Raw genomic sequence first — 21537 nt, 5'->3', positions numbered from 1 at the left:
ACCTGAGTCTTGCCCATCGAGTTATTACACCACTTTTTTAGATAAGGACCTTCTCATGCCTGTTAATGACAAACCACGCCGTCCTAATCCCTTAAGAATAATCTTACTGTTACTGCCTTTGGGGCTATTAGTCATCAATCTAGTGTTGACCTTTGGTAATGGTCCACAAGTTTCTAAAGTTCCCTATAGCTTCTTTATTGAGCAAGTCCAAGATGAAGAAGTGGCTCGGGTCTCCGTTGGCCAAGACATCATTCGTTATCAACTCAAAGGTACAGAGGGAGATGTCAGTCGAGTTCAAGAAACCACTCCTATCTTTGACCTAGAACTCCCCAAACTTCTCGAATCCAAAGGCGTGGAATTCGCCGCTACCCCTCCTGCGGGCAATCGCTGGTTCACCACCCTACTGAGCTGGGTGATTCCCCCCGTTATCTTCGTCGCCATCTTCCAATTCTTTAGTCGTGGTGGCATGGGCGGCGGTGGTCCCCAAGGTGCCCTCTCCGTGACCAAGAACAAAGCCAAAGTCTATGTCGAAGGCGATGACAATAAGGTCACCTTTGATGATGTCGCTGGTGTCGAAGAATCCAAAGCCGAACTCGAAGAAATTGTTGAGTTCCTCCAGTCTCCCAAGCGCTTTACTGATATCGGGGCCAAAATCCCTAAAGGTGTTCTTTTAGTTGGACCTCCTGGAACGGGTAAAACGTTGATGGCTAAGGCCGTCGCCGGTGAAGCAGGAGTTGCTTTCTTCAGTATCTCTGGCTCCGAATTTGTGGAACTGTTTGTCGGTACCGGTGCAGCTCGGGTTCGTGACTTGTTTGAACAAGCTAAAAAGAAAGCCCCTTGCATTATCTTTATTGACGAATTGGATGCTATTGGTAAATCTCGTTCAGGTGGAAATGGTTTCGTCGGTGGTAATGACGAACGGGAACAAACCCTTAACCAGCTATTGACTGAAATGGATGGCTTTGGTGCAGGAGATGCAACAGTTATCGTCCTAGCAGCCACCAACCGTCCTGAGACGTTAGACCCTGCCCTATTACGTCCCGGTCGATTTGACCGCCAAGTTCTTGTAGACCGTCCTGACCTGACCGGTCGTCTCGCCATCTTGGAAATCTACGCCAAGAAAGTGAAGCTCGGTGAGAATGTTGACCTCAAAGCCATGGCCACACGTACTCCTGGATTTGCAGGCGCTGACTTAGCCAACTTGGTTAATGAAGCGGCACTACTCGCTGCCCGACGAGGGAACAAGGTAGTGGAGACCCAAGACTTTGCGGAAGCAATTGAGCGAGTAGTAGCGGGTCTAGAGAAGAAGAGCCGCGTGCTCAACGAGAAAGAGAAGAAGATTGTGGCTTACCACGAGGTCGGTCATGCCCTTGTCGGAGCCAAGATGTCAGGTTCGGATCAAGTGGAGAAGATTTCCATTGTTCCTCGCGGTATGGCTGCCTTGGGTTACACGTTGCAAGTGCCTACTGAAGACCGGTTCTTGTTGAATGAGGCTGAACTTCGAGGTCAGATTGCGACTCTACTGGGTGGACGAGCGGCTGAGGAAGTCATCTTCGGTAGTATCACGACGGGTGCTTCGAATGACTTACAACGAGCGACGGATCTGGCGGAGCAGATGGTGACGTCTTACGGCATGAGTGAGGTGTTAGGTCCTCTGGCTTATGACAAGGGACAGCAGAATAATTTCCTCGGTGGGGGGATGAATGCTCGCCGGGCCGTGAGCGATGAGACTGCTAAGGAAATTGATAAGGAGGTTAAGGGTATTGTGGAGACGGCTCATCAGGAAGCTCTCGGTATCCTCAAGGGAAATAAGGAGCTGCTAGAGATGATTTCTGAGCAGTTGCTGGAGAAGGAAGTGATTGAGGGCGATGGTCTCCGGGAGATGCTCGCTAAGGTCCATCCTGAATTAGAGGCTCAACCTGAACAGCATGTCCAAGAGACTGAAGAGCCTCTAGCTGTCTAAACCTTTTCATTGAGAATTCCTTTGGTTGCCCTCTGCTTTGCAGGGGGCTTTTTTATACGTCTGTCCTTACCTCATTTGCTGTTGGTGTGTTTGACCTTTACTCAAAAAAGTGGACAGTAATTTAACCTGCAAGTGTTTGGTTTCATGTCCTCCAGTAATCCTAGTAATCCTATTCAAACTGCACAGGGGCAAATCTTAAACAACAATCAAGCTGGGAAGAGCCTTGATTACCGCCGTCGTCAGCAAGCAGAGAAGACAATTGGCAGTGAAAAGGGAGTAGATGTTGTCGTTGGACGCTGTCAGAAGAATAAGGGGATGAGTGGGGATGAAAAAGGAAGTCGAGCTTTAGCCATTCTGAAGACCGTGGAGCTTAATGGCCGATGGCAGCCGATCTGGATCCCTCAAATCATTGCAGAGTAAGAAAACCCAGAAAAATTTACAGGTGGGCCAGAGTTCTAATCCGATTGTTTTCAATAGTTTGTGCCCACCTGCCATAAATTCAGGCAGTTTCAGAAACCAGTTAAGGGTCAAGTTCTATGGCAAATCCTTGTCGTTTCCTCATTACACCCACTTTCATAGAAATAGATGCCCCAAGGGGCAAGTGAATCTGAGGTTTAAAGATGAAACGATGTTTGTCTCTATTATTGGCACTTCCCATTAGTTTAATGGTGTCTAGAGCTGCTACAGCTGAAACGATTGAACTGCAGATCTTCCCTATCAATGGCCCGGAGCAAGGCTGTCCGAAGACAGTGATTGCTTACCAAACTAGGCAGCCTTATCAAGAAGGGGGATACGCAACGGATGGCATGGTGAATTTAAGTGCGATCGCAACCAATATCACCCTAGCTCCCAAGGAACCTTACAGCGCTACTTGGATTGGTACCCTTAAGCCCCAATATCGCAACTGCGAAGGGACTGCTGGCATGCTCAAAATCGATGGCAAAGAGCATACCGGCCCTTCTTTTATTCGATTACAACTGTTCCAAGGCAAAGCCAAAGTCATCTTAGATATGACGGGGATGCGAGATGTAAACGGATTTACAACTCAAATCATCAAAAGTGGCCTCCGCCAAGGCAATCCTCGCTGGACTTGGGGCGGCACTGACTAAACCATTCACAGTTCATCGGTAAAGAGTGCAAATGCAATGAGGACTCGAAGTCTAAGATTCAACTTGTTCCACAAGTAGGAAAGCGGTAGCAACATATCACTCACCCCAGCCGTCAAATCAGCAGGCCAATCCATCGGTGTAGGGTTATCGCCAAAAAGGCACTGATGGGTATGGGGTAACAAGACAAAAAAACTCCCTTCAAGATTCTACGAGAAGGGAGTTATAACTCTTGACTGAGATTAAAAGCTAGCTTGTGCTGCCATGACGCTGTACACCGCATAGGCAATCAGAGAAGCAGCCCCAATTACAGCACCAAGAACCAATACTCCATCTTTTGAAACAGGCATAAATTTCTCCTTGTCTTATTGAGAATAGATAAAAATTAAGGGAAGCAAAAAATTCACCTCAGACAAACTGAGGTGACCAAGCCAACGAAAGAGAATGGCTCTCTTGTCATCGATTGGATTCGAGAAATCGGTAATTAAATCTGAATTATCATAGTCACTAATCCCTCACCGAAAACCATTGAAGGCTTCGATACTTTAGGGATGGAGGCATTGTAGATCTAAATGAGACGGGTTGAAATCATGAACACAGCTGTCTAGATCGCCTGTTAACATTTTTCTTGCCCAGCCAAGTTGTCAAATCCTCTATATAGAATGATTTCAGCTAAATTTTGCGTGCCACTAATAGAGGTATTCAAGGGCATAATAAGATTTCTCAACATGGAAGCTAGACCGTCTCGTTTTTACAGATCTATACGCTTCGCAATCTGTATATAAAATCCTATTAAAAAGTCATTATCTGTAGCAGCTAAGACTAGCTTAAGTCAATTATAGCGACGGCTACATCGAAGAATAAGATTGCACAGTCATTGCAGGATCTCTGCTGATTTTATGACGTACAAATAACAATATTTTTAGCCTATTCTTCAAGGAAAATCTCCATGGATTTCAGCTCAAATCATTCTTCAAACTAGCTGGAAAATTAGATCAAAACGAACGTCTTTCACTCACTTTTTCAGCTTTGCTTTTAAGGTTTGATGTTGCTCTGCAATCTCGTCCAGTAGCTGATGGACACTCAGTGGATCTAGGAATTGGGCTGCCTCTTGTCGCTGTGAAGCCGACGTGTAAGCTGATATTCTGGGAGGCTGCTCCACCGTTGTCTGATCGGTCGTTACAACATCGTATTGAACTTCGAGGGGGGCAGACGGAGTGGCAAAGAAGATTGACGATTGGGGTATAGAGAACGATGCACTACTCTAAAGTTGATTGTGATTGCACAGTCTTACTTAGAATTTTCGCAGAAACGTTAGGCTATGATATTCCTCAGCATTTTTTTGGCTTAACCTGAACCCTTAAGACTCGCTTACTCTCAGCTGATGAATACCCCTGCCCATATTCTGCTTAACCTGCTGTGCTTAGGCCGAAACCGATCAGCAAAGTTAGTTACCTCTGTTGCCGTTGGCGGTATATTACCCGATGCCCCGATGTTTGTGTTCTACTTTGTGGAGAAAGTACTACGGGGCAGTTCTGAGCAATATATTTGGCGACAGGCCTACTATCAAACTCATTGGCAGAACTTTATTGATGTCTTTAATTCACTGCCGATCATGGCCTTTGGCTTTTTGCTTGCGTTATGGGCTAGCTCCCAAGTCGGCATGTTGTTATTTGCCAGTATGGGCTTACACGCCCTAGGGGATTTGCCCCCTGCATCATGATGATGGCCATCGCCACTTCTTTCCGTTTTCTAATTGGCGATTTGAAAGTCCTATTTCCTATTGGGATCCGGATCATCACGGGGGCACCGTCACCCGTCTCGAAATTCTAGCCGTTGTCATCAGTTGCGCCATCCTGTTTCGCCACTATAAATCTCTAAAAGGTCGCATTGCGCTAGGGACCGTTGGCTGCTTATATGGGGCGTATTTTGTCTATGTATTTACGGTGTGGGCCTAGGTGAAATATCACCGTTTTCCACAGGTGCAATAATATTTCCCATTGCTAGCATCTTCTCCAGACATGGTTCGTATTGATTGGAAACCCGTTTGGCCTAATAAGTTTTCCACAGCGTCTACCTCATACCCTTTAAATCCTTGCTGGATTAAACCTTGTTCTTCCAGAAACGTTTGGGTGTTGTAGCAAATCACTAATTTTCCTTCCGGCCTCAGCGTGCGGTAACACTCTTGAAACACCGCTAGGGCATCCGGCCAAAAGTAGAGGGTATTGACCGTACAAATGTAATCAAACTGCTGGTCAGGGAAAGAAAGATGATCGGCATTCCCTTGCTGTAGGGTGAGTTGGCCTGACCGCATATATTGTCGTAATTTTGTCTGCGCGACTTTCAACGCATCTTCTGCATAGTCAATTCCCACAACCGTTTCTGGCAGGCCCGTTTGTAAGATCTGAGCCAGCAGACTGCCCCCACCAAACCCGATTTCTAGGATGCGATCGCCCTGACGTATCGCCAATTGCTCAAAAGCCAACTGATGCATACCCGCATTTCCTCTATTGAGGAATCGCAACAGCAATCGCCCCCAGATACCAGAGGGATATCCAAGTTGTTGAGCAACAAAAGCCTGTAGAGAAGACAGCACAGTCAACCTAACCCCGACAAAAGACCCATTCGTTTTCTTGTGAAAGACTGGGATTGAACTGATATCGTTCTACATCAAATCCTTGTAAACCCTTAGGTTCAGCAATGCGGTTTTGGATGGCATAGTTCACCATCAACCCTCGGGCCCGCTTAGCGTGAATCCCAATCACCTTATAGGTGCCATTCTTATTTTCCTTAAAGGCAATATTGAGCACTTTACCCTTGAGCTGCTGGGGCTGAACGGCCTTGAAATACTCCCCCGATGCCAGATTAATCAGGGGCGTATGGGCGTCTAAATCGGTATTGAGTGCGTCTGTAATTTGAGCCCCCCAAAAGTCATAAAGGGTCTTGCCCTTGTCCGTCTGGAGTTTAGTTCCCATCTCTAACCGATAGGGCTGGATCAAATCCAGGGGCTTGAGGAGACCGTACAACCCCGACAGAATACGGAGATGGGCCTGGGCAAAGGCAAAATCATCCTGGGAGTAGCTCTCTACCTCAATACCGTTATAGACGTCGCCCCTAAAAGCCAAGAGGGCTTGCTTGGCATTTTCTTGGGTAAAGGAGTCCTGAAAGTCTTGGTAGCGCTGCCAGTTAAGATCAGACAGTTTAGGGCTAATTTTCATCAACTTGCCCAAGTCTTCCGGGCTATATTGTCGCAGTTGTTTGGCCAAAATTTGGGTTTGGGCAGCCTGAGTCGGCACCGTATAGTCGATTGCAGGTGGTGGATCAAAGTTTTGAGTTTTCGAGGGGGAGATGATCATTAACATGGCTCTACTCCTGCTGTCGGCATTGGGTCTTGCTCTAGGGCGCACGCGCATCTGACAATTTACCACGGCTGATTTATCAGGCGTTGATCGACCTTCTTTTCACACCTAAAATTAATCAAGGAATTAATAGGTGCGTAATGTCCTTCGCTTCAACAATCGCAACCCTAGCCATCCCAACCCACTGCCGATGAAATAGTAAGGAAAGTCCGTCCAGCTAAAGGTATTGCCCAACACCAGCCGTCCAGGTAAGGTCCCTCGGATCGCCTGGAGCCAAGCCGGTTGCCACAGCTGCAGGAATTCTAATCCACAGGTGGCGAGACACACTGCGATCGCAATTCTCCCCGGCGATACTGCAGGCCAAATATAAGCCGCCAGCAAAACAAAGAAAATCTCATAGGGGACGCCGCCAAACGTATCATTCAGCCAGGACTGTCCCGGTCCCTGATAAAACTTGATACCCAATCCCAACGGCACAATCACCGCCATACTCACGGCCAAAGCCTGGCGATAGTGACGATACGGTGGGGCTGGTGGCTTAGGCATATCAACGATCCTAGTGACTCTCCAGTAAATCCAACCTAGGATGACTTTACCCGCTTATCAAGAGCTGCGATGACCGCCTTACTCCCTGCCATCCTGCCAGTCAGCCTGATTATCTGCATTGGCTATATAGCAGGCAAAACCCTAAAGCTGGACTACCAAACCTTATCGCATCTGGCCATCTATATTTTGGTCCCAGCCCTCATTGCCAGTAGTCTCTATCGCAACACCCTCTCCCTCCAGAGTGCGACAGGGTTGATTGCTGGGTATCTCCTGACAACGGTTACCCTGGCGGTGATTGTCCTGCTCCTCAGTCAAGGATTCAAACTTCCAACCCCGATCAAGATGAGTCTGCTCGCCACCACCCTTTTTGGCAATGCTGGCAATCTGGGTTTGCCCATGGTCTCTTTTACCTTGGGGGCAGCAGGGTTAGAACGGGCCATTATTTATTTAATTGCCGCCTCCATTTTGATGGCAGGCGTTGGGCCAGCCCTACTGAATACGTCAGGGATTCGAGCAGGCATCGCTTTAACCCTAAAATTACCGCTATTTTGGGCCATGCTCGCAGGCTTGCTGCTTCAGCTATCTGGGTTTCAGCTACCGTTTCGCCTAGATGAAGGAGTTGCCATGCTGGGGAATGCAGCAATTCCCATTGCCCTTGTGACGTTAGGGATGCAGCTGGCCCAAACCCCCTTAAGGTTAGGCAAGTATGAGCTTCTAGCAGCTAGTTTACGGTTGATCATGGCTCCCCTGATCGCCCTAGGAATTGGGACTATTTTGCAACTCGCCCCCTTGGATTTAAAAGTTTTAGTGCTCCAAAGCGCTATGCCCACTGCCGTCAACACTCTGATTTGGGTGAATGAGTTTGGAGGAGATCCCTCTCGTGTCGCTCGCACCATTATTGGGTCCACCTTGTTAAGCCTGATCACCTTACCGATGATGTTGGGCCTGATCCAATCCATCGGCACTTGAGAGGTAGACATTGCCGACTCAACGTTAGCTGGCTTTGGGTTTTTTCTTGTTGTCTAGAATCGTAAATTCATCCAGATCATTATCAAAGGTCGGAGCAGCCCCAGGAGAAACGCTGGAACGACTGAGAATCTGATCCAAGTTGGCAAGGGCAGCCATCAGATCTTGCTGATTCAAGGTGCAGCCCCCCATGCCATTTAAGAGGGACTGTAGAGATTGCACAAATGTGCCGATTTTCAGGGACAGCTGATCGCAAGGAAACGCAGGCAATATTTTCCCAGTTCCTGTGGGCAGAGTTACATTCGTTTCCACGATGGCAGCAGAAGCGACGGTACTGAGAGTCAAAAATAAGGGCAGCTGGGGGTAAGTATCCTGACACCAAGAACACAACCCTAGGGCATCCCCTTTATAAGCTTCGATATCTACCAGCAGTAAATCAGGCAGAACATTGGCAGCCGCATCTAGGTTCATGCGCTGTTGTAAGTCTGCAGCAGGGGGCAGCCAATGCACATCAAATCCTTGAGAACAGAGGATTTCCTGCCAAATAATCCCTTGAGTTGCCGACTCCTGCATCATCAACACCTGCTTGGGGCGAAACGGCACCGTAGCCCCTGAGTGGGTAACATAGGGCAAATGAAATCGGATATCAGTGGATCCGATGGTAATCACATCCCCATGCTTGAGGAGTAAGGGCTCGTTAGCACGTTTCTGATTGATTTGAGAGCCATTGCTGCTATTGAGATCTACAAAGTAGCAATGCCGGTTATCTACAACTTCTAGCTTGGCATGATGCCGAGAGACTGCTCCTTCCGCCAGCACAATCGCATTGATGGAACTCCGTCCTAACGTCCAAGTTTTTTGACGGGTGAGATCAATTTGTTGGGGAATCTCACCCGTAATAATCAATTGGGGCGTAGGAGCAGAAGTCATCGTTTAGATCTAAATGCAAGGGCATAGGGTTCATAGACTTAGTATGGGAATTTCCCTCCGGTTAATGAACATCTGCCCTGAAACTCACCCTAATTTTCCTATGATCCGGATCTTCATCTGTCACAAAAAACGAGCCCCTTGATTCAGAGGCCCGTTGATACTTGGATTATGTATGGCTCACTAGCCTTTCAGAGTTACCTGGAGTCCCCCTGGCTCAGCTGGATCACCATATAGCTCGACCCCCCGGTTATTGGCGGCGAGATGTCGGACAATTTTATAGATGGTCTCTATTTTGTCAGGGGCGTCTGCTTTCTCAGCCAGACTGGTGATGGGTAATGGCGTTAATGTACTTCTGAGGATTTGCACGACTGTATTCTGCAAAGCGATGGTATCCGTTGCGGCTTTCTTACCTGCTTCTACACCGGGTTGGTGATAAGCATTGACATTAATTAAGGACGCATAAAGACCCACGGCCCGCTCATATAGAGCAATCAAAGCACCCACATGTTTAGAAGTCACTTCCGGTAGAGTAACGGTAATGGAGTCACGACGCTTCTCGTAGAGAGCAGTTCGGGTTCCTAACAGGAATCCAGATAAATAATCTCCCGAGGTCACACCTGGCTCTACTTCAAACCGATCACCGTCTCGATCTTTTAAGACTTCAAAAAAGGTGAGAAAGAAGTTGGGAATCCCTTCCCGCAGTTCTTGGACATAAGCATGTTGATCCGTTGATCCTTTGTTGCCATAGACGGCAATGCCTTGGTGAACAATCTTGTTGTCGAGATCTTTTTCTTTACCTAAGGACTCCATCACCAGCTGTTGGAGATAACGGCTAAACAACATCAGACTGTCTTTATAAGGCAAAATCACCATGTCTTTTTTGCCTTCACCTTCCCCGGAAAAATACCAAGATAATGCTAACAAGGCGGCGGGATTGGTTTTTAGATCATGGACTCGGGTAGCCTCGTCCATGGCTTTGGCCCCCTGCCAACATCTCTCGAATGGCAATGCCTTGTAAGGAGGCGGGAACCAAACCAACAGCGGAAAGCTCAGAGGTTCTTCCCCCCACCCAATCATGCATGGGGAGCATTGCTAACCAGCCTTCACTTTCGGCAATTTGAGCGAGTTTACTGCCATAGCCCGTGACTGCGACCGCATGTTGAGGAAAATCTAATCCCAGGTTCTTGAAGCGGTTCTTCACCTCTAACATGCCATTTCGAGTTTCAGGCGTGCCGCCAGACTTAGAAATGGTGACGACCAGGGTGGTATCCAAGCGATCTTGGACCGTATCCAAGATGTAATCGATGCCCGCTGGATCGGTGTTATCAATAAAATGCATCACCAAGGCAGGATGGAGGACCGCCAATGCCTGGGACACAAACTGGGGGCCTAGAGAAGATCCCCCAATACCAATGGAAATTACATCCGTAAAGCGGGGGGCAGTTGCGGGCTTGATTCGTCCCGCATGGACATCCGCGGCAAAGGCTTCAATCTTTTCTAATGTGGTAACAATTTCTTTTTTTTAATTCGGGGGTGGGGGGCAAGATTGGAGTCCCGGAGCCAATAATGGCCGACCATGCGATTTTCGTCAGGATTTGCGATCGCACCCGCTTCCAGGGCATCCATTTCCTTGAAAGCCTTGACAAACTTAGGCTCCAAGCGTTCGACGAACGCATCATCAAAACTCATGCGGCTGATGTCTACATAGATACCAAGCTGCTCGTGGTAGTAGAGCCAGTCTTGATAACGTTGCCAAAGGGCGGCTGCATCCATATATCGTTCCTGAGTGCAATGATTTGTTGATGATTAAACCATAGCGTGTGGCCTGAAAAGGTGACTAAATATTCGGATGGGCTTTAGCATTTCTGGACAGAGGAAATATCCCCCGGCCTGATAAAATCCTGGAGACGTTGATTTAGGCGGCGCACCTGCGCTTTTACCCCCTCGCAAGCCTATGGAAGTTGGCTATTTTGTCTCTCTGGCACTTTTCACTACTATTTATGCCCTATTCAGTCTGGGACTGAACTTACAGTGGGGCTACACCGGGTTAATTAACTTTGGTCATATCGCCTTTATGGCGATTGGGGCCTACACCACCATTGCCTTAACCCTGCCCAATTTCATCAAGGAGATGCCCCAGCGACTGATGGAGCAATATCCGGTGATTGAAAGCCAAGAGTGGCTGGCTTCGGGTTTGTATTTTCTCGGGGATATCCTGCCAGAACAGTTTCCCTTAGTGATTGCGGTCCTCATTGGCGCTTTATTAGCCGCACTCCTGGGACTCGCCATCGGCACCAGTACCCTACGGTTGCGAGAAGATTATCTATCTATTGTCACCATTGGTGTATCAGAAGTGGTGCGACTTATCGCCGTCAATGAAGAATGGCTCACGCGAGGGCCGCGCGGCGTCTTTAACTATCCCCTGCCCCTAGAAAAACTGCAGCCTAACCTTTTAGTTAAAGGGGGGATGATTGCCTCTCTAGCCTTGGTATTAGGTTTGGCCCTTTGGCGTCTGTGGCAATGGCTGCTACAGCAACCCCAGCGGGAAGGACGTCCACCCTTATCACCCGCTCTCTTTGTTGGCTATGTCATCTGTTTAGTGGGAGTAGCCACCTGTTGGTGGTTTTCCTTTTCCCTAAGTCTCACCATTCAGCTGCCTTCGGCTTTACAGGAAATCGTATTGCTAGTGATGCGGTTTGCAATGGTAGTACCCCTCGCCATTGTGGGCGTGTTTCTGGTCTACGCCTCTTGTCGGCAGCCCTTCCAGCAACTCCGCACTCAGTCTCTAAGCACCCACCTCAGTCTACTGACGGTCTCCATCGGCATGGGATTGGTGGTGATGTTTTTCGGTGCCCATATGATGGGCATTATCAACTACACCTATAAAGCGGGCCTGCTATGGCTGTTGATTTTGACCATTGCCTTTGTATTTTGGCAATTGGAGCGCTGGGTCCATTCGCCCTGGGGTCGGGTGTTAACCTCGATTCGAGAAGATGAAGAAGTCGCCAAAGCCCTGGGCAAAGATGTCTTTCGCTATAAGCTGCAGTCCTTTATGTTAGGCGGTGCGATCGCAGGTATTGCCGGATCTTTTTATGCCTGGCAGCTCACCTTTATTAACCCCGATGGCTTTATTCCCCTCCTCACCTTTCAAGCCTGGATTATTATTGTGGCTGGCGGCGCAGGCAATAACGTGGGCACGCTGCTGGGAGCCGGAATTTTTTGGGCCTACAATGAGGTGACTCGGTTTATCCTGCCCAATATCTTGCCCCTAGACGATGCTCGATTGGGAGCCTTTCGGGTGATGGTGATTGGCCTAATGTTGATTGTTTTGATGATGTGGCGACCCCAAGGTCTGCTGGGTAAAAAGGAGGAACTCACCCTTGGAAGATAAGCGCCAGCCCGACCCTCAAGTCCAACCGGAAAAAATGCTGTTGACCGCCCAGGGACTCTCCAAAGCCTTTGGCGGCATTCAAGCGGTGAATAATGCTGAATTGCACGTCCCTGAAGGCAAGATTGTCGGCTTAATCGGTCCCAACGGCGCCGGTAAAACCACCCTGTTTAATCTACTCTGCAACTTCATCGCCCCAGATCACGGTCGGATTATTTTCAACGGCAGGCCCATCGAGCGTTTGCAACCCCATAAAATTGCTCTCCAGGGCATGATTCGCACCTTTCAAGTGGCCCGTGTTCTGTCCAGACTATCCGTCTTAGAGAATATGCTGTTAGCCGCTCCCCACCAAACCGGGGAAAAGCTGCACAATACCTTTTTCCAAGCTCATATCATTCGCAAGCAAGAGAAAGAGCTGAAGGAAAAAGCCCATATCATTCTCGAATCCGTTGGCCTAGCTGCAAAAGTCAATGACTATGCCGGTGCCCTCTCCGGCGGTCAGCGCAAGCTGCTGGAAATGGCCCGAGGTCTAATGGCTGACCCTAAACTGATGCTGCTGGATGAACCCGCTGCGGGGGTGAACCCCACCTTGATTCAACAGATTTGTGGACATATCAATCGGTGGAATGACAACGGCATTACCTTCTTGATCATCGAGCACAATATGGATGTGATTATGTCCCTGTGCGATCGCGTCTGGGTATTGGCCGAGGGACAAAACCTCGCTGAGGGCACCCCCGCTGAAATCCAATCCAACAAAGAAGTACTAGAAGCCTATCTGGGACAGTAACTTGCAAAAACGATGAGGGGCAGAAACAAGACTTGCAGCACCATTAGTCACTACAAGCTTTACCAGTCAAGATATACGCCGCTAGATTTTTCGGAGACAACGTCATTGACTGACTAATGAAGTCTTCCCAGATGAGTTTATTACTGAAAATCACGCCCTGATGATAGATTCACCTTTGCTAAGGGGTGAGGATGATTGCTGACTGGAGAATGTAGAGTCTCTCCAGAATAGATAGACGCAGCTTTAGGACTAAACTGCCCAGAATTGCAGGTTAAAGGAGCCAGAATGATCAATGCAAGGGCACTGACCGTACTAAACCATCCACAATACCGATCTAAATCAGACCAAATAGGATTTTCCACAGAAATATGGGGATGAACTGTTGATTGTTGCATGATCAGGATGCTATCTCAGTCGGGGAACACATCAGTTCTTGAACGGAACGTATACACAAGTTAATCGTTACAGTTACCTTGAAGGTCAAGGCCATAGTTCATAAGAAAATCTTATAAGCACCCTCTATCCCCTCAGATAAAAGTCTTTCAGAGCATTTCCACATTTCCACAAACTATCCATATTGCTGGAGTAGCAAACCGATGTATAAGATTCGCTACTCCAACAGGTCTAAGGAATCAAGGCATGATGGCCTCTGCAACGGAGTCCCATCATGCTCAACCTATACGTACTGGATGGCACTACTATTGAGACTAAAGTTAGCACCTTGGATAATCGCGATGATCTCAGAAGAATTACCGCCTTGATAAATCAACGCTGTTCCACTGGGTAGTCCCCGAGGTGAAGAACCTAACGAGTAATCACTCGCTGAGCCATTCAGTTGCAGGACATCTCCTTGACTGATTGAGAAGTCCTGCACCACAGCATAGTTGCTGGTCGCTGGACCGTCAGCATAATAAACCTTTTGGCTATCTCCCAATACAAAAACATCTGCATCTCTTCCCCCTCGGAGGAAATCAATCTCTCCGACACCGGGTTTAGCATCACGGGCATTGACACCAATCAACCGATCGCGGCCATTGCCCCCCGAAAGAAAGTCATTGCCCGAGCCACCATTCAATACATCATTGCCTGAGTTGCCACTCAAGCCATCATTGCCCGAGCCACCATTCATACGGTCGTTGCCCGAACCACCATTCATGCGATCGTTACCACTATCGCCGGACATAAAATCATTACCCGAGCCACCAAACACGCGATCGTTACCGCTGCCTGCCAGAAGGCGATCATTTCCCCTCCTACCACTCAGCAGATCATTGCCCGCAAACCCTCGAATCACATCATTACGAGATCCACCCCGTAAAACATCATTGCGATTGGTGCCATCAATCCGGTTGTCGCCAGGAGTAGGACTCGGGGTTGGAGCCGGAGTTGGAGCCGGAGTTGGGGCCGGAGTTGGAGCCGGAGTTGGAGCCGGAGTTGGAGTCGGAGTTGGAGTCGGAGTTGGGGCGGGAACCGGGACTGGAGCTGGTGTTGGAGCTGGTGTTGGAGCTGGTGTCGGAGCTGGTGTCGGAGCCGGAGTTGGAGCTGGTGGAGGTGACAAGGGACTAACACCCCCTGTACCACTACCATAGAGGCTGCGAATACCATTGATATCATCCTGCAGCAAGAACGCACTGCCCGCTCCAGTAAACCGCCTTTGAATAGAGGGATTCATAATGGCATCCACCCCGGATTCATGCCCTAAACCAAGACTATGACCTGTTTCGTGAACGGCGGTTTCTAGAAACAAGCTAGCATTCCAATTGTCGCCATTATCATAGGTTTGATCACCTCCTTGCGGGAAGAACGCAAAGGCTAGGGTATTACTAGGACCATCGATAAAATCAGCCCCGACGCGAATATCAACGTCTCTGCCATTTCCAGGATCTTGAACTTCTTGGAAATTCAATGGGGCGTAATCTGCCCAAACACCTAGTGCTTCTCGGAAGAGAGATTTTGCTTCGTTATTCGATAACCCATTTAATGAAAAACTGGGCGCAAAACTGTAAGAAATATTGACGGCTTGACCACTTCCCCCAGGCTGGTTCCACTTAAAGCGCCCATTACTGTCATTAAATTGGGCAACACTTCCACCAGCCTGAAACCTTGCACCATGGCTATGCCCAGTTCCACAAGCAGTACATAAACAGCAATAACCACTTTCTACTGCATTGGGAGGCTGAGTTCCCACATTTCCTTCTGGAATAGATTCTTGGGCTGATGACTCAGACGAAAAAAGCGGTGTAGAGATAAAGGTCTGAATATCAGGAAGACTAGCTCTAGTAGCTAACTCAGAGAGTTCTAGGATTTGTAGAGGGATATCAATACCAAGATTCTCGCTATTGGTATTGACAGATGATAGAGAGGTTGAACCAAATTTCAGGTCATTCAAGCTTTCAATTGGAGATTCAAACCCTTGATCAAAATCAAGCTGAAATGAATGACGCATATATCCTCCTAAGGATCATTAATTTACAAGTTTTAGAGACATAAGCTCCCCCTTTAAATCCGTATATCCTTAGAGTTTTTATCACATAGTGGATACACCTGTGAAGTAATTCAGGATACGGATATAGCGAGGAAGACAACCTTTTTGTATCTACTGACTAGATCAGTAGATTTTGAATTGACGTTAAAATTCCCTAATCACAAAATATTTTTTCTTGAGAATATTAATCTCTTGCCTTATCACATAGCTCTGGCTACGATATTGCCTAGATTTATTTTCTATCCTTCATCTCATGCATAACTATTGAAATAGTTTTTACATCAAAAAAGAATAAAATCGCTTATGGTAAACCTATGGTTTTGAAGTGCCAGAGAAAGTCTACGTACTCTATCGAAAAATTCCAGAAAGAGTTTGAACACAAAATATGGGTAACGGCTTGCATCGTTGTAGATCGCGATGATGCCATCTTTGATCAGAATATGGACATCGATCGGACTTGCATTGCCTCGACAAGTATTGGAAAACCCCAACCATCTAGATGGCAATATGAGTCACTTGAGAAGGCAGTACTGGGTCTAGCTAAAGCATGGAAGCTCAGTGCCTGACTGACTTATAGCCATGGGCACCAGGGCAAGCTTTTCAGACCATCGTCCATGAGCATCCCGGTTAGCTCTTGACACTATGTCTATGTATGGAAGTGGGAAAGTACGTGAATGCTAGTTATCAGAGTTTGGGGTGAAGACGCAGAGACGGACTGTCGTATAGAGACTATTCTCTGTGCCTGAACGCCTAATCAAATCTGAATTACTGTTACGTTGTGAGAAATTGCCGAAAAGCTCGTTGCCCAGAAGGGTTGAATTCGGGTTGCCAGCCATATAATACCTTATTGCTTATGGTTCTATGGATATTCCTCAGAAGAAAAAAGCTAATGTTTTGGCAGATGTACTGATTGCTCAACTTTAATTAAAAGTGCATGCAATCATGAATAAATGAAATAGGTAATGATCCTTAAAATTTATTCTACTTGTTGGAATAAATTTCTAAGTCAGACTTAAGATAATTAATTATTTATTTAGAAATCAATTATCCAAAAAATCATATGGCCCCATTCTTTATATAGCTTAGTCAGTGAATTATCATGCATGCTGATAGATTTTGATCTAAGGCATGAGATGACATAACTCTTAGTTGCCAAGCTAAAAACTAGAAGCGGATAAGCTTTCTTCTCTGAATCAGTATGGCAACCCATTGTTTGAGATAGCGTTTGAGAATAACCAATATCCGTATAACTTTGGTTTTGTTTTGTATAACTTGAAAGAATTAATTATTCCATAATAAAAGTATTCGCATTTCAGATGCTTTTGCCTTCTATTATTTCTTTAAAAATATATTCAACTATTTATTCACAGTAAAAATTCAGCTATTGAGAGAGAACAATAAGATTTATAATTTCAAGATTACCTACTCTATCTATCAATTTAGACAAGCTTCAATTTATCAACATTTTGTTCTAAACACAGAAAAATTTCGCCTTAAACATTGCTTAATTTCAGCCACGATAGATAATGCAATACCAAAATAGCTAGCTAAAAACTGCTAACATACACGCCGTGAGTTTAGTATTATGGTTTGTTTTGAATGGGCGATGACGGGCTCGAACCGCCGACATCTTCGGTGTAAACGAAGCGCTCTACCAACTGAGCTAATCGCCCTTACGATTGAAGCAATCGAAAATGTATTGTAGCAGACTGTTGCTAGCTTTACCCACAAATTCAACAAATCCAGCATAATGGATGCAACTTTGCTCCGGCTTTTCCTATGCCCTCCGGCCGCACCCATGACCAAATCACCTTAGGGATGCTTCCCGGCGTTGCTATCGTTACCCTTGTTCTGAGTCGGAGTGCTAGTCTGACTCTCTGTCTCAGTGGTGCCTTTCTCTTCAGTGGGTTGATGTTTGGCCCAGATCTCGATATCTACTCCGTCCAATACAAACGGTGGGGATGGCTGAGAGTTATTTGGTTGCCCTATCGCAAGGCATTGCACCATCGCTCTTGGCTATCCCATGGCCCCATTGTTGGCACGATACTGAGGTTGCTCTATCTAGGAGTTTGGCTCGGGTTAGGGGCTACACTAGCAGGAATCTTGCTCACCCAGGTGGGGGGGGTCCCTGTGGATAGTCAGCAACTCCTACAGCAGGCGGAACAGTATAGTCAGCAATATCTACCGGAAGGACTGGCTATTTTACTGGGTCTAGAGATAGGAGCCATGAGTCATTCTTTTAGTGATGGCCTTAGCTCTCTATATAAGAGAACATTAAAGCGGCTTAAGCCTTAAGGTTCTCAACTTCGTTGCCAGAAATCTTGATCACTTCATTTGAATTACTGGCTATATAACTGGTAAATAACGCATCATATGGTTAGCCCTCACAATTGTGATGCCATGCCAAGCCCCGAAACTCCCGCCAAATTGCAAATTGTCACGGCAGCCAGTGTCTTGACTGAGGGCGTCCAGCTCCACGTTCCAGTGCTAATTACTCAAATCGAATCCGCCTCGGTGATGCGGACCTTACATGCAGCTCTGCAAGCCGCGTTCCCTTTAGATTATCCCGTCAGTATTGTGGGAGAGCTAACAGCTGAAGACCCGCAACTGTCGCAAACAACCCTAGAGCAAATTGGTGAGAAGAAAGGCATTTCTTATCCGGCCAATGTGTACTTGCCTGCCCAGGTATCGGCAGTGACAATCGCTGTTCAGCAGCTGGTGGAAGTGGTGGCTAAGTTGAGATCTCCCGATGGCGGCTGTCCTTGGGATCTAGAGCAAACCCCCCAAAGCCTCACTCCTTACATTATTGAAGAAGCTTATGAAACCATTGATGCTATCCAGTCTGGCAGTGCAGAAGCCATTACTGAAGAGTTAGGAGATTTGCTCCTACAAGTGGTTCTACAAGCCCAGATCGCTTGTGAGCAGAACCAGTTTAGTCTAGAAGAAATTGCCCAAGGCATTACTAAGAAGCTGATTCGCCGCCATCCCCATGTGTTTGCGGATGTGGAAGCCAACAGCATTGAGGAAGTGCGGGCCAATTGGGAAGAGATCAAAGCTGCTGAGAAAGGTGAATCCCTGGACAAACCTCAAGCATTGAGCGACAAGATGCAGCGCTATACCCGCAGTTTGCCGCCCCTGATGGCCGGGCTAAAACTGTCGGAAAAGGCGGCGGCAGCAGGCCTAGAGTGGCAAGATCTCAATGATGTTTGGACTAAGTTCTATGAGGAGCTAGCTGAATTCCAGGAATCTCTGCTGCAAAGCGATACGGACCATCAACTGTCGGAATTGGGTGACTTGTTCTTTACCCTAGTGAATGTAGCTCGGTGGTGCCAGCTCGATCCTACCTCTGCCCTGCGTAGTACGAATAAAAAGCTGATTGATCGCATCGCTAATATTGAGTCTCAAACGGCCAAGCCCTTAGCCGATCATTCTTTTGAAGAATTAGAAGCTCTGTGGCAAGAAGCTAAACGACAGCTAGACTCGACGGATACAACAACAGATAAAGAACCTACCGCTCTCCCGGCAGGTTTACCCACAGCCTTTGTTGCTCCTGAAACGAGCGAGCCGACCACAGATCCAGTCAATCCTGAATTATCTTCTACCTAATTCGGATTACAGTTAAGGAATCGTCTGTCCGCTCTATTCATGCATTATCCCCGTTCTACGATTAACCGTGCTGTCCGGGCTGTGGCTTGCAGTCCCTTTACGATTCATTTATTGATGATGATGCGATCGCAAAGTGTATCTCTTCAGGAAATGTGCGATCGCAGTGGCGTTACCGCAGGCTATACCCAAACTGCCCTATCTGAACGGCAAGCCGAAGATACCTTACTGTGGCTGATCCAGGTGGGCCTCCTGCGCCGAGAAGTGGATGGCCAGGGCCTTACCGATAGTTTTCGCCTCACCCCCTTGGGCCGCCAGCTGATTGATCAATGGCAGCATCAGGGCAAAGACATTCCTAAACCTTCCCTCTCAGACCGATTCCAAAACCTTTGTCAGCGCTGGGTCAGGATTCCCGTTTAATGGGCGCGATCATGGTGGTCGGGACCACCTCCCATGCCGGGAAATCGATTATGGCGGCGGTTATTTGCCGAATGCTCAAGCGCCAGGGCTATCACGTGACTCCCTTCAAGGGGCAAAATATGGCCCTCAATGCCTATGTCACCGATGCTGGCGATGAAATCGGCCATGCCCAAGCCGTGCAAGCCTGGGCTGCAGGTCTCGAACCTCGGGTAGAAATGAACCCCATTTTGCTCAAGCCCCAGGGAGATATGACCTCCCAGGTGATCCTCAATGGCAAAGCCGTCGGTAGAACCCAGGCTGCCGACTACTATCGCGATTATTTTGATCGGGGTTGGCAGGCCATTACAGCCGCATTGGCTACCCTCCAGCAGGAATTTGACTGGATTGTCTGTGAAGGAGCCGGCAGTCCTGCTGAGATTAATCTCAAGCATCGCGATCTTACGAATATGCGGGTCGCCAAACATCTCAATGCCCCTACGCTATTAGTCGCAGATATTGATCGGGGCGGTGTGTTTGCCCATATCGTCGGTACCTTAGAACTGCTCGACCCCGATGAGCGCGCTCTGATTAAAGGATTTGTGATCAACAAATTTCGTGGACAGCGATCGCTACTGGAATCCGGCATTACCTGGCTAGAAGACCGGACGGGTATTCCCGTAGTGGGCGTGATTCCCTGGCTAGAGCACTCTTTACCAGCAGAAGACTCCTTAGATCTATTTGAACGACGTCGAACTAAACCCCATGCCGAGTTAACCATTGCGGTGATCCGTCTGTCTCGCATCTCGAACTTTACGGATTTTGATCCGCTAGAAGCCGAGCCATCCGTGCGTTTGCAGTTTGTTAGTCCTCATCAACCCTTAGGCCAACCCGATGCCGTGATTGTGCCAGGGTCTAAGACCACCATTTCAGACCTGCAGCAGCTCCAGGTCTCGGGTATGGCGGATCAACTCCTCGCCTATAGCCAAGCAGGAGGAATGGTCTTAGGCATCTGTGGTGGCCTGCAAATGCTAGGGCAAACGATCGCAGATCCCCAGGGCACTGAAGGTCAATCGGGTGAGTTTCCAGGACTAGGACTGCTCCCTCTCCAGACCACCATGACTGGGGACAAGATTACGCGCCAGCGCCAAACCCAAATTACATTGCCAGCCTACTGTTCTGCTTTAGGCAATGAGGCGAGAACTGTACAGGGCTATGAAATTCATCAAGGTCAAACCAAGGTCTTACAGCCAGAAGCGGTGCAAGCGTGGTTCGACGATCCGGCGTTAGGTGTAGCGAGTTGCAGCCATCGCACCCTGGGAACCTATTTACACGGGTTATTTAACAATGGGTCCTGGCGGCGCGTGTGGTTGAACCAGTTGCGAGCCCAGAAAAATTTGCCTCCTCTCTCCCTTGAGATTTCAGATTATGCAGTCTATCGAGACCATATGCTGGACCAAGTCACAGATGCCATAGCCCCCTACCTCAATCTTCAACCTTTTCTAGAGGAGCCCTAGAACAACCTCATGTCCCGCTCTGTCTTTCTAGTCGGAATTCCATACTTGAGGTCTGACGACGACAGACGATAGGTTTTAGGCTAGGCAAGAAATGACGGGTGTCCGCTTATCCCGAATAGCAATAACCCATACAAAGCCATCTCCATTCGGGGTAGATTCATCTCTTTTGAGCACTTTCAATGTAGTAGATGGCCACACACTACACCCTATCTTCGTCAGTATTAATACCCGTCATTGGGAAAGTTACGCTCAGCTCCTATTTCTTGGAGTCACCCTGTCTAGTCGATTCTTCTATGTTTTTTATTTGTAATCACCAATTTTTAGATCTAGTGCTCAAAGATATACAGATTTAAATCGTAAATAAAACATGTTTGTATACAAGCCCTGGTCATACTGTTAGAGAGTCAGGCAGAGCGTATCTGTCCCTCTGTATGAGTAACGCTTTAGGTCTCTCTCTATAAATTGTTCTGTCTTTATCCCTCAAGTTA

At 47.7% G+C, this 21537-nt stretch carries 19 protein-coding genes, 1 tRNA gene and 1 pseudogene; 11 read left to right on the top strand and 10 right to left on the bottom strand.

What is annotated here, in order from left to right:
- Positions 1 to 55 precede the first annotated feature (55 nt).
- From ftsH4 to HRE53_RS19250, 3 genes are all read left to right on the top strand, one after another.
- Positions 56 to 1963, top strand: coding sequence for an ATP-dependent zinc metalloprotease FtsH4 (gene ftsH4, locus HRE53_RS19260; RefSeq protein WP_235107589.1), 1908 nt, complete (start codon positions 56 to 58; stop codon positions 1961 to 1963).
- A 144-nt stretch (positions 1964 to 2107) separates the two neighbouring features.
- Entirely contained in the window at positions 2108 to 2383 is a 276-nt protein-coding gene (locus HRE53_RS19255) for a hypothetical protein (RefSeq protein WP_235107588.1), read from the top strand.
- Between the two features lie 200 nt (positions 2384 to 2583).
- The gene (locus tag HRE53_RS19250; RefSeq protein WP_235107587.1) at positions 2584 to 3072 is read left to right on the top strand and encodes a hypothetical protein; all 489 of its coding nucleotides are present in this window, start codon (positions 2584 to 2586) and stop codon (positions 3070 to 3072) included.
- Positions 3073 to 3077: 5 nt separating this feature from the next.
- On the opposite strand, the gene HRE53_RS34495 is transcribed toward HRE53_RS19250, so the two are convergent.
- On the bottom strand, positions 3078 to 3206 hold the full coding sequence (locus HRE53_RS34495) for a hypothetical protein (protein WP_255800794.1): 129 nt from the start codon (positions 3204 to 3206) through the stop codon (positions 3078 to 3080).
- 878 nt (positions 3207 to 4084) lie between these two features.
- On the bottom strand, positions 4085 to 4231 hold the full coding sequence (locus HRE53_RS19245) for a hypothetical protein (RefSeq protein ID WP_235107586.1): 147 nt from the start codon (positions 4229 to 4231) through the stop codon (positions 4085 to 4087).
- A gap of 222 nt (positions 4232 to 4453) precedes the next feature.
- Here HRE53_RS19245 and HRE53_RS19240 point away from each other — a divergent pair, with 222 nt between their 5' ends.
- Positions 4454 to 4792 (top strand): hypothetical protein, encoded by a 339-nt coding sequence (locus HRE53_RS19240; protein ID WP_235107585.1) that lies wholly within the window; start codon positions 4454 to 4456, stop codon positions 4790 to 4792.
- A 243-nt stretch (positions 4793 to 5035) separates the two neighbouring features.
- Here the strand turns inward: HRE53_RS19240 and HRE53_RS19235 are convergent, their stop codons facing one another.
- The 3 genes from HRE53_RS19235 to HRE53_RS19225 all read right to left on the bottom strand — a co-directional run bounded on the left by HRE53_RS19235 (position 5036) and on the right by HRE53_RS19225 (position 6974).
- A complete protein-coding gene (locus HRE53_RS19235; RefSeq protein WP_235107584.1) occupies positions 5036 to 5665 on the bottom strand; it encodes a class I SAM-dependent methyltransferase in 630 nt (209 codons plus the stop codon).
- Positions 5666 to 5672: 7 nt separating this feature from the next.
- Positions 5673 to 6431: a peroxide stress protein YaaA gene (gene yaaA, locus HRE53_RS19230; RefSeq protein ID WP_235107583.1), complete on the bottom strand. Its 759-nt coding sequence runs from the start codon at positions 6429 to 6431 to the stop codon at positions 5673 to 5675.
- A gap of 123 nt (positions 6432 to 6554) precedes the next feature.
- Positions 6555 to 6974, bottom strand: a complete 420-nt coding sequence (locus HRE53_RS19225; protein ID WP_235107582.1) for a DUF2809 domain-containing protein — start codon at positions 6972 to 6974, stop codon at positions 6555 to 6557.
- Positions 6975 to 7043: 69 nt separating this feature from the next.
- Here HRE53_RS19225 and HRE53_RS19220 point away from each other — a divergent pair, with 69 nt between their 5' ends.
- Positions 7044 to 7943 (top strand): AEC family transporter, encoded by a 900-nt coding sequence (locus HRE53_RS19220; RefSeq protein WP_235107581.1) that lies wholly within the window; start codon positions 7044 to 7046, stop codon positions 7941 to 7943.
- A gap of 24 nt (positions 7944 to 7967) precedes the next feature.
- On the opposite strand, the gene HRE53_RS19215 is transcribed toward HRE53_RS19220, so the two are convergent.
- Positions 7968 to 8870 carry an FHA domain-containing protein gene (locus HRE53_RS19215; RefSeq protein WP_235107580.1) on the bottom strand — a complete coding sequence of 301 codons (903 nt, stop codon included), beginning with the start codon at positions 8868 to 8870 and terminating at the stop codon, positions 7968 to 7970.
- 180 nt (positions 8871 to 9050) lie between these two features.
- Positions 9051 to 10643, bottom strand: a pseudogene (locus tag HRE53_RS34490) (glucose-6-phosphate isomerase).
- A 181-nt stretch (positions 10644 to 10824) separates the two neighbouring features.
- Here HRE53_RS34490 and HRE53_RS19195 point away from each other — a divergent pair.
- Positions 10825 to 12261: a branched-chain amino acid ABC transporter permease gene (locus HRE53_RS19195; protein ID WP_235107578.1), complete on the top strand. Its 1437-nt coding sequence runs from the start codon at positions 10825 to 10827 to the stop codon at positions 12259 to 12261.
- A complete protein-coding gene (locus HRE53_RS19190) occupies positions 12251 to 13048 on the top strand; it encodes an ABC transporter ATP-binding protein (protein WP_315874861.1) in 798 nt (265 codons plus the stop codon). The genes HRE53_RS19195 and HRE53_RS19190 overlap by 11 nt, the downstream gene beginning before the upstream one ends.
- A gap of 140 nt (positions 13049 to 13188) precedes the next feature.
- Here HRE53_RS19190 and HRE53_RS19185 read toward each other — a convergent pair whose 3' ends face one another.
- The 3 genes from HRE53_RS19185 to HRE53_RS19175 form a co-directional block, all read right to left on the bottom strand.
- Positions 13189 to 13443 (bottom strand): hypothetical protein, encoded by a 255-nt coding sequence (locus HRE53_RS19185; RefSeq protein ID WP_212664858.1) that lies wholly within the window; start codon positions 13441 to 13443, stop codon positions 13189 to 13191.
- Between the two features lie 281 nt (positions 13444 to 13724).
- Positions 13725 to 15494: a matrixin family metalloprotease gene (locus HRE53_RS19180; RefSeq protein WP_235107577.1), complete on the bottom strand. Its 1770-nt coding sequence runs from the start codon at positions 15492 to 15494 to the stop codon at positions 13725 to 13727.
- A gap of 1639 nt (positions 15495 to 17133) precedes the next feature.
- A tRNA-Val gene (locus tag HRE53_RS19175) sits at positions 17134 to 17206 on the bottom strand.
- A gap of 106 nt (positions 17207 to 17312) precedes the next feature.
- Between HRE53_RS19175 and HRE53_RS19170 the strand changes: the two genes are divergently transcribed.
- From HRE53_RS19170 to HRE53_RS19155, 4 genes are all read left to right on the top strand, one after another.
- Entirely contained in the window at positions 17313 to 17828 is a 516-nt protein-coding gene (locus tag HRE53_RS19170) for a metal-binding protein (protein ID WP_212664856.1), read from the top strand.
- Positions 17829 to 17906: 78 nt separating this feature from the next.
- Positions 17907 to 19139 (top strand): nucleoside triphosphate pyrophosphohydrolase, encoded by a 1233-nt coding sequence (mazG, locus tag HRE53_RS19165; RefSeq protein WP_212664855.1) that lies wholly within the window; start codon positions 17907 to 17909, stop codon positions 19137 to 19139.
- Between the two features lie 39 nt (positions 19140 to 19178).
- A complete protein-coding gene (locus HRE53_RS19160; RefSeq protein WP_212664854.1) occupies positions 19179 to 19556 on the top strand; it encodes an Npun_F0494 family protein in 378 nt (125 codons plus the stop codon).
- Positions 19556 to 21049, top strand: coding sequence for a cobyric acid synthase (locus HRE53_RS19155; RefSeq protein ID WP_235107576.1), 1494 nt, complete (start codon positions 19556 to 19558; stop codon positions 21047 to 21049). Before HRE53_RS19160 ends, HRE53_RS19155 begins: the two co-directional genes overlap by 1 nt.
- Positions 21050 to 21537 lie beyond the last annotated feature (488 nt).

It is taken from the genome of Acaryochloris sp. 'Moss Beach' (genome assembly GCF_021497025.1).
Classification (GTDB): Bacteria; Cyanobacteriota; Cyanobacteriia; order Thermosynechococcales; family Thermosynechococcaceae; genus Acaryochloris; species Acaryochloris marina_A.
Note: the sequence above shows the minus strand (reverse complement) of the source record. Positions and strands in the feature narration are given on the sequence as shown.

Excerpts from the sequence above, each read along its gene's own strand:
- ftsH4 (WP_235107589.1), top strand. The coding sequence starts at position 56 with ATGCCTGTTAATGACAAACCACGCCGTCCTAATCCCTTAAGAATAATC.
- HRE53_RS19255 (WP_235107588.1), top strand. The coding sequence starts at position 2,108 with ATGTCCTCCAGTAATCCTAGTAATCCTATTCAAACTGCACAGGGGCAA.
- HRE53_RS19250 (WP_235107587.1), top strand. The coding sequence starts at position 2,584 with ATGAAACGATGTTTGTCTCTATTATTGGCACTTCCCATTAGTTTAATG.
- HRE53_RS34495 (WP_255800794.1), bottom strand. The coding sequence starts at position 3,206 with ATGGATTGGCCTGCTGATTTGACGGCTGGGGTGAGTGATATGTTGCTA.
- HRE53_RS19240 (WP_235107585.1), top strand. The coding sequence starts at position 4,454 with ATGAATACCCCTGCCCATATTCTGCTTAACCTGCTGTGCTTAGGCCGA.
- yaaA (WP_235107583.1), bottom strand. The coding sequence starts at position 6,431 with ATGTTAATGATCATCTCCCCCTCGAAAACTCAAAACTTTGATCCACCA.
- HRE53_RS19225 (WP_235107582.1), bottom strand. The coding sequence starts at position 6,974 with ATGCCTAAGCCACCAGCCCCACCGTATCGTCACTATCGCCAGGCTTTG.
- HRE53_RS19220 (WP_235107581.1), top strand. The coding sequence starts at position 7,044 with ATGACCGCCTTACTCCCTGCCATCCTGCCAGTCAGCCTGATTATCTGC.
- HRE53_RS19215 (WP_235107580.1), bottom strand. The coding sequence starts at position 8,870 with ATGACTTCTGCTCCTACGCCCCAATTGATTATTACGGGTGAGATTCCC.
- HRE53_RS19195 (WP_235107578.1), top strand. The coding sequence starts at position 10,825 with ATGGAAGTTGGCTATTTTGTCTCTCTGGCACTTTTCACTACTATTTAT.
- HRE53_RS19185 (WP_212664858.1), bottom strand. The coding sequence starts at position 13,443 with ATGCAACAATCAACAGTTCATCCCCATATTTCTGTGGAAAATCCTATT.
- HRE53_RS19180 (WP_235107577.1), bottom strand. The coding sequence starts at position 15,494 with ATGCGTCATTCATTTCAGCTTGATTTTGATCAAGGGTTTGAATCTCCA.
- HRE53_RS19170 (WP_212664856.1), top strand. The coding sequence starts at position 17,313 with ATGCCCTCCGGCCGCACCCATGACCAAATCACCTTAGGGATGCTTCCC.
- mazG (WP_212664855.1), top strand. The coding sequence starts at position 17,907 with ATGGTTAGCCCTCACAATTGTGATGCCATGCCAAGCCCCGAAACTCCC.
- HRE53_RS19160 (WP_212664854.1), top strand. The coding sequence starts at position 19,179 with ATGCATTATCCCCGTTCTACGATTAACCGTGCTGTCCGGGCTGTGGCT.
- HRE53_RS19155 (WP_235107576.1), top strand. The coding sequence starts at position 19,556 with ATGGGCGCGATCATGGTGGTCGGGACCACCTCCCATGCCGGGAAATCG.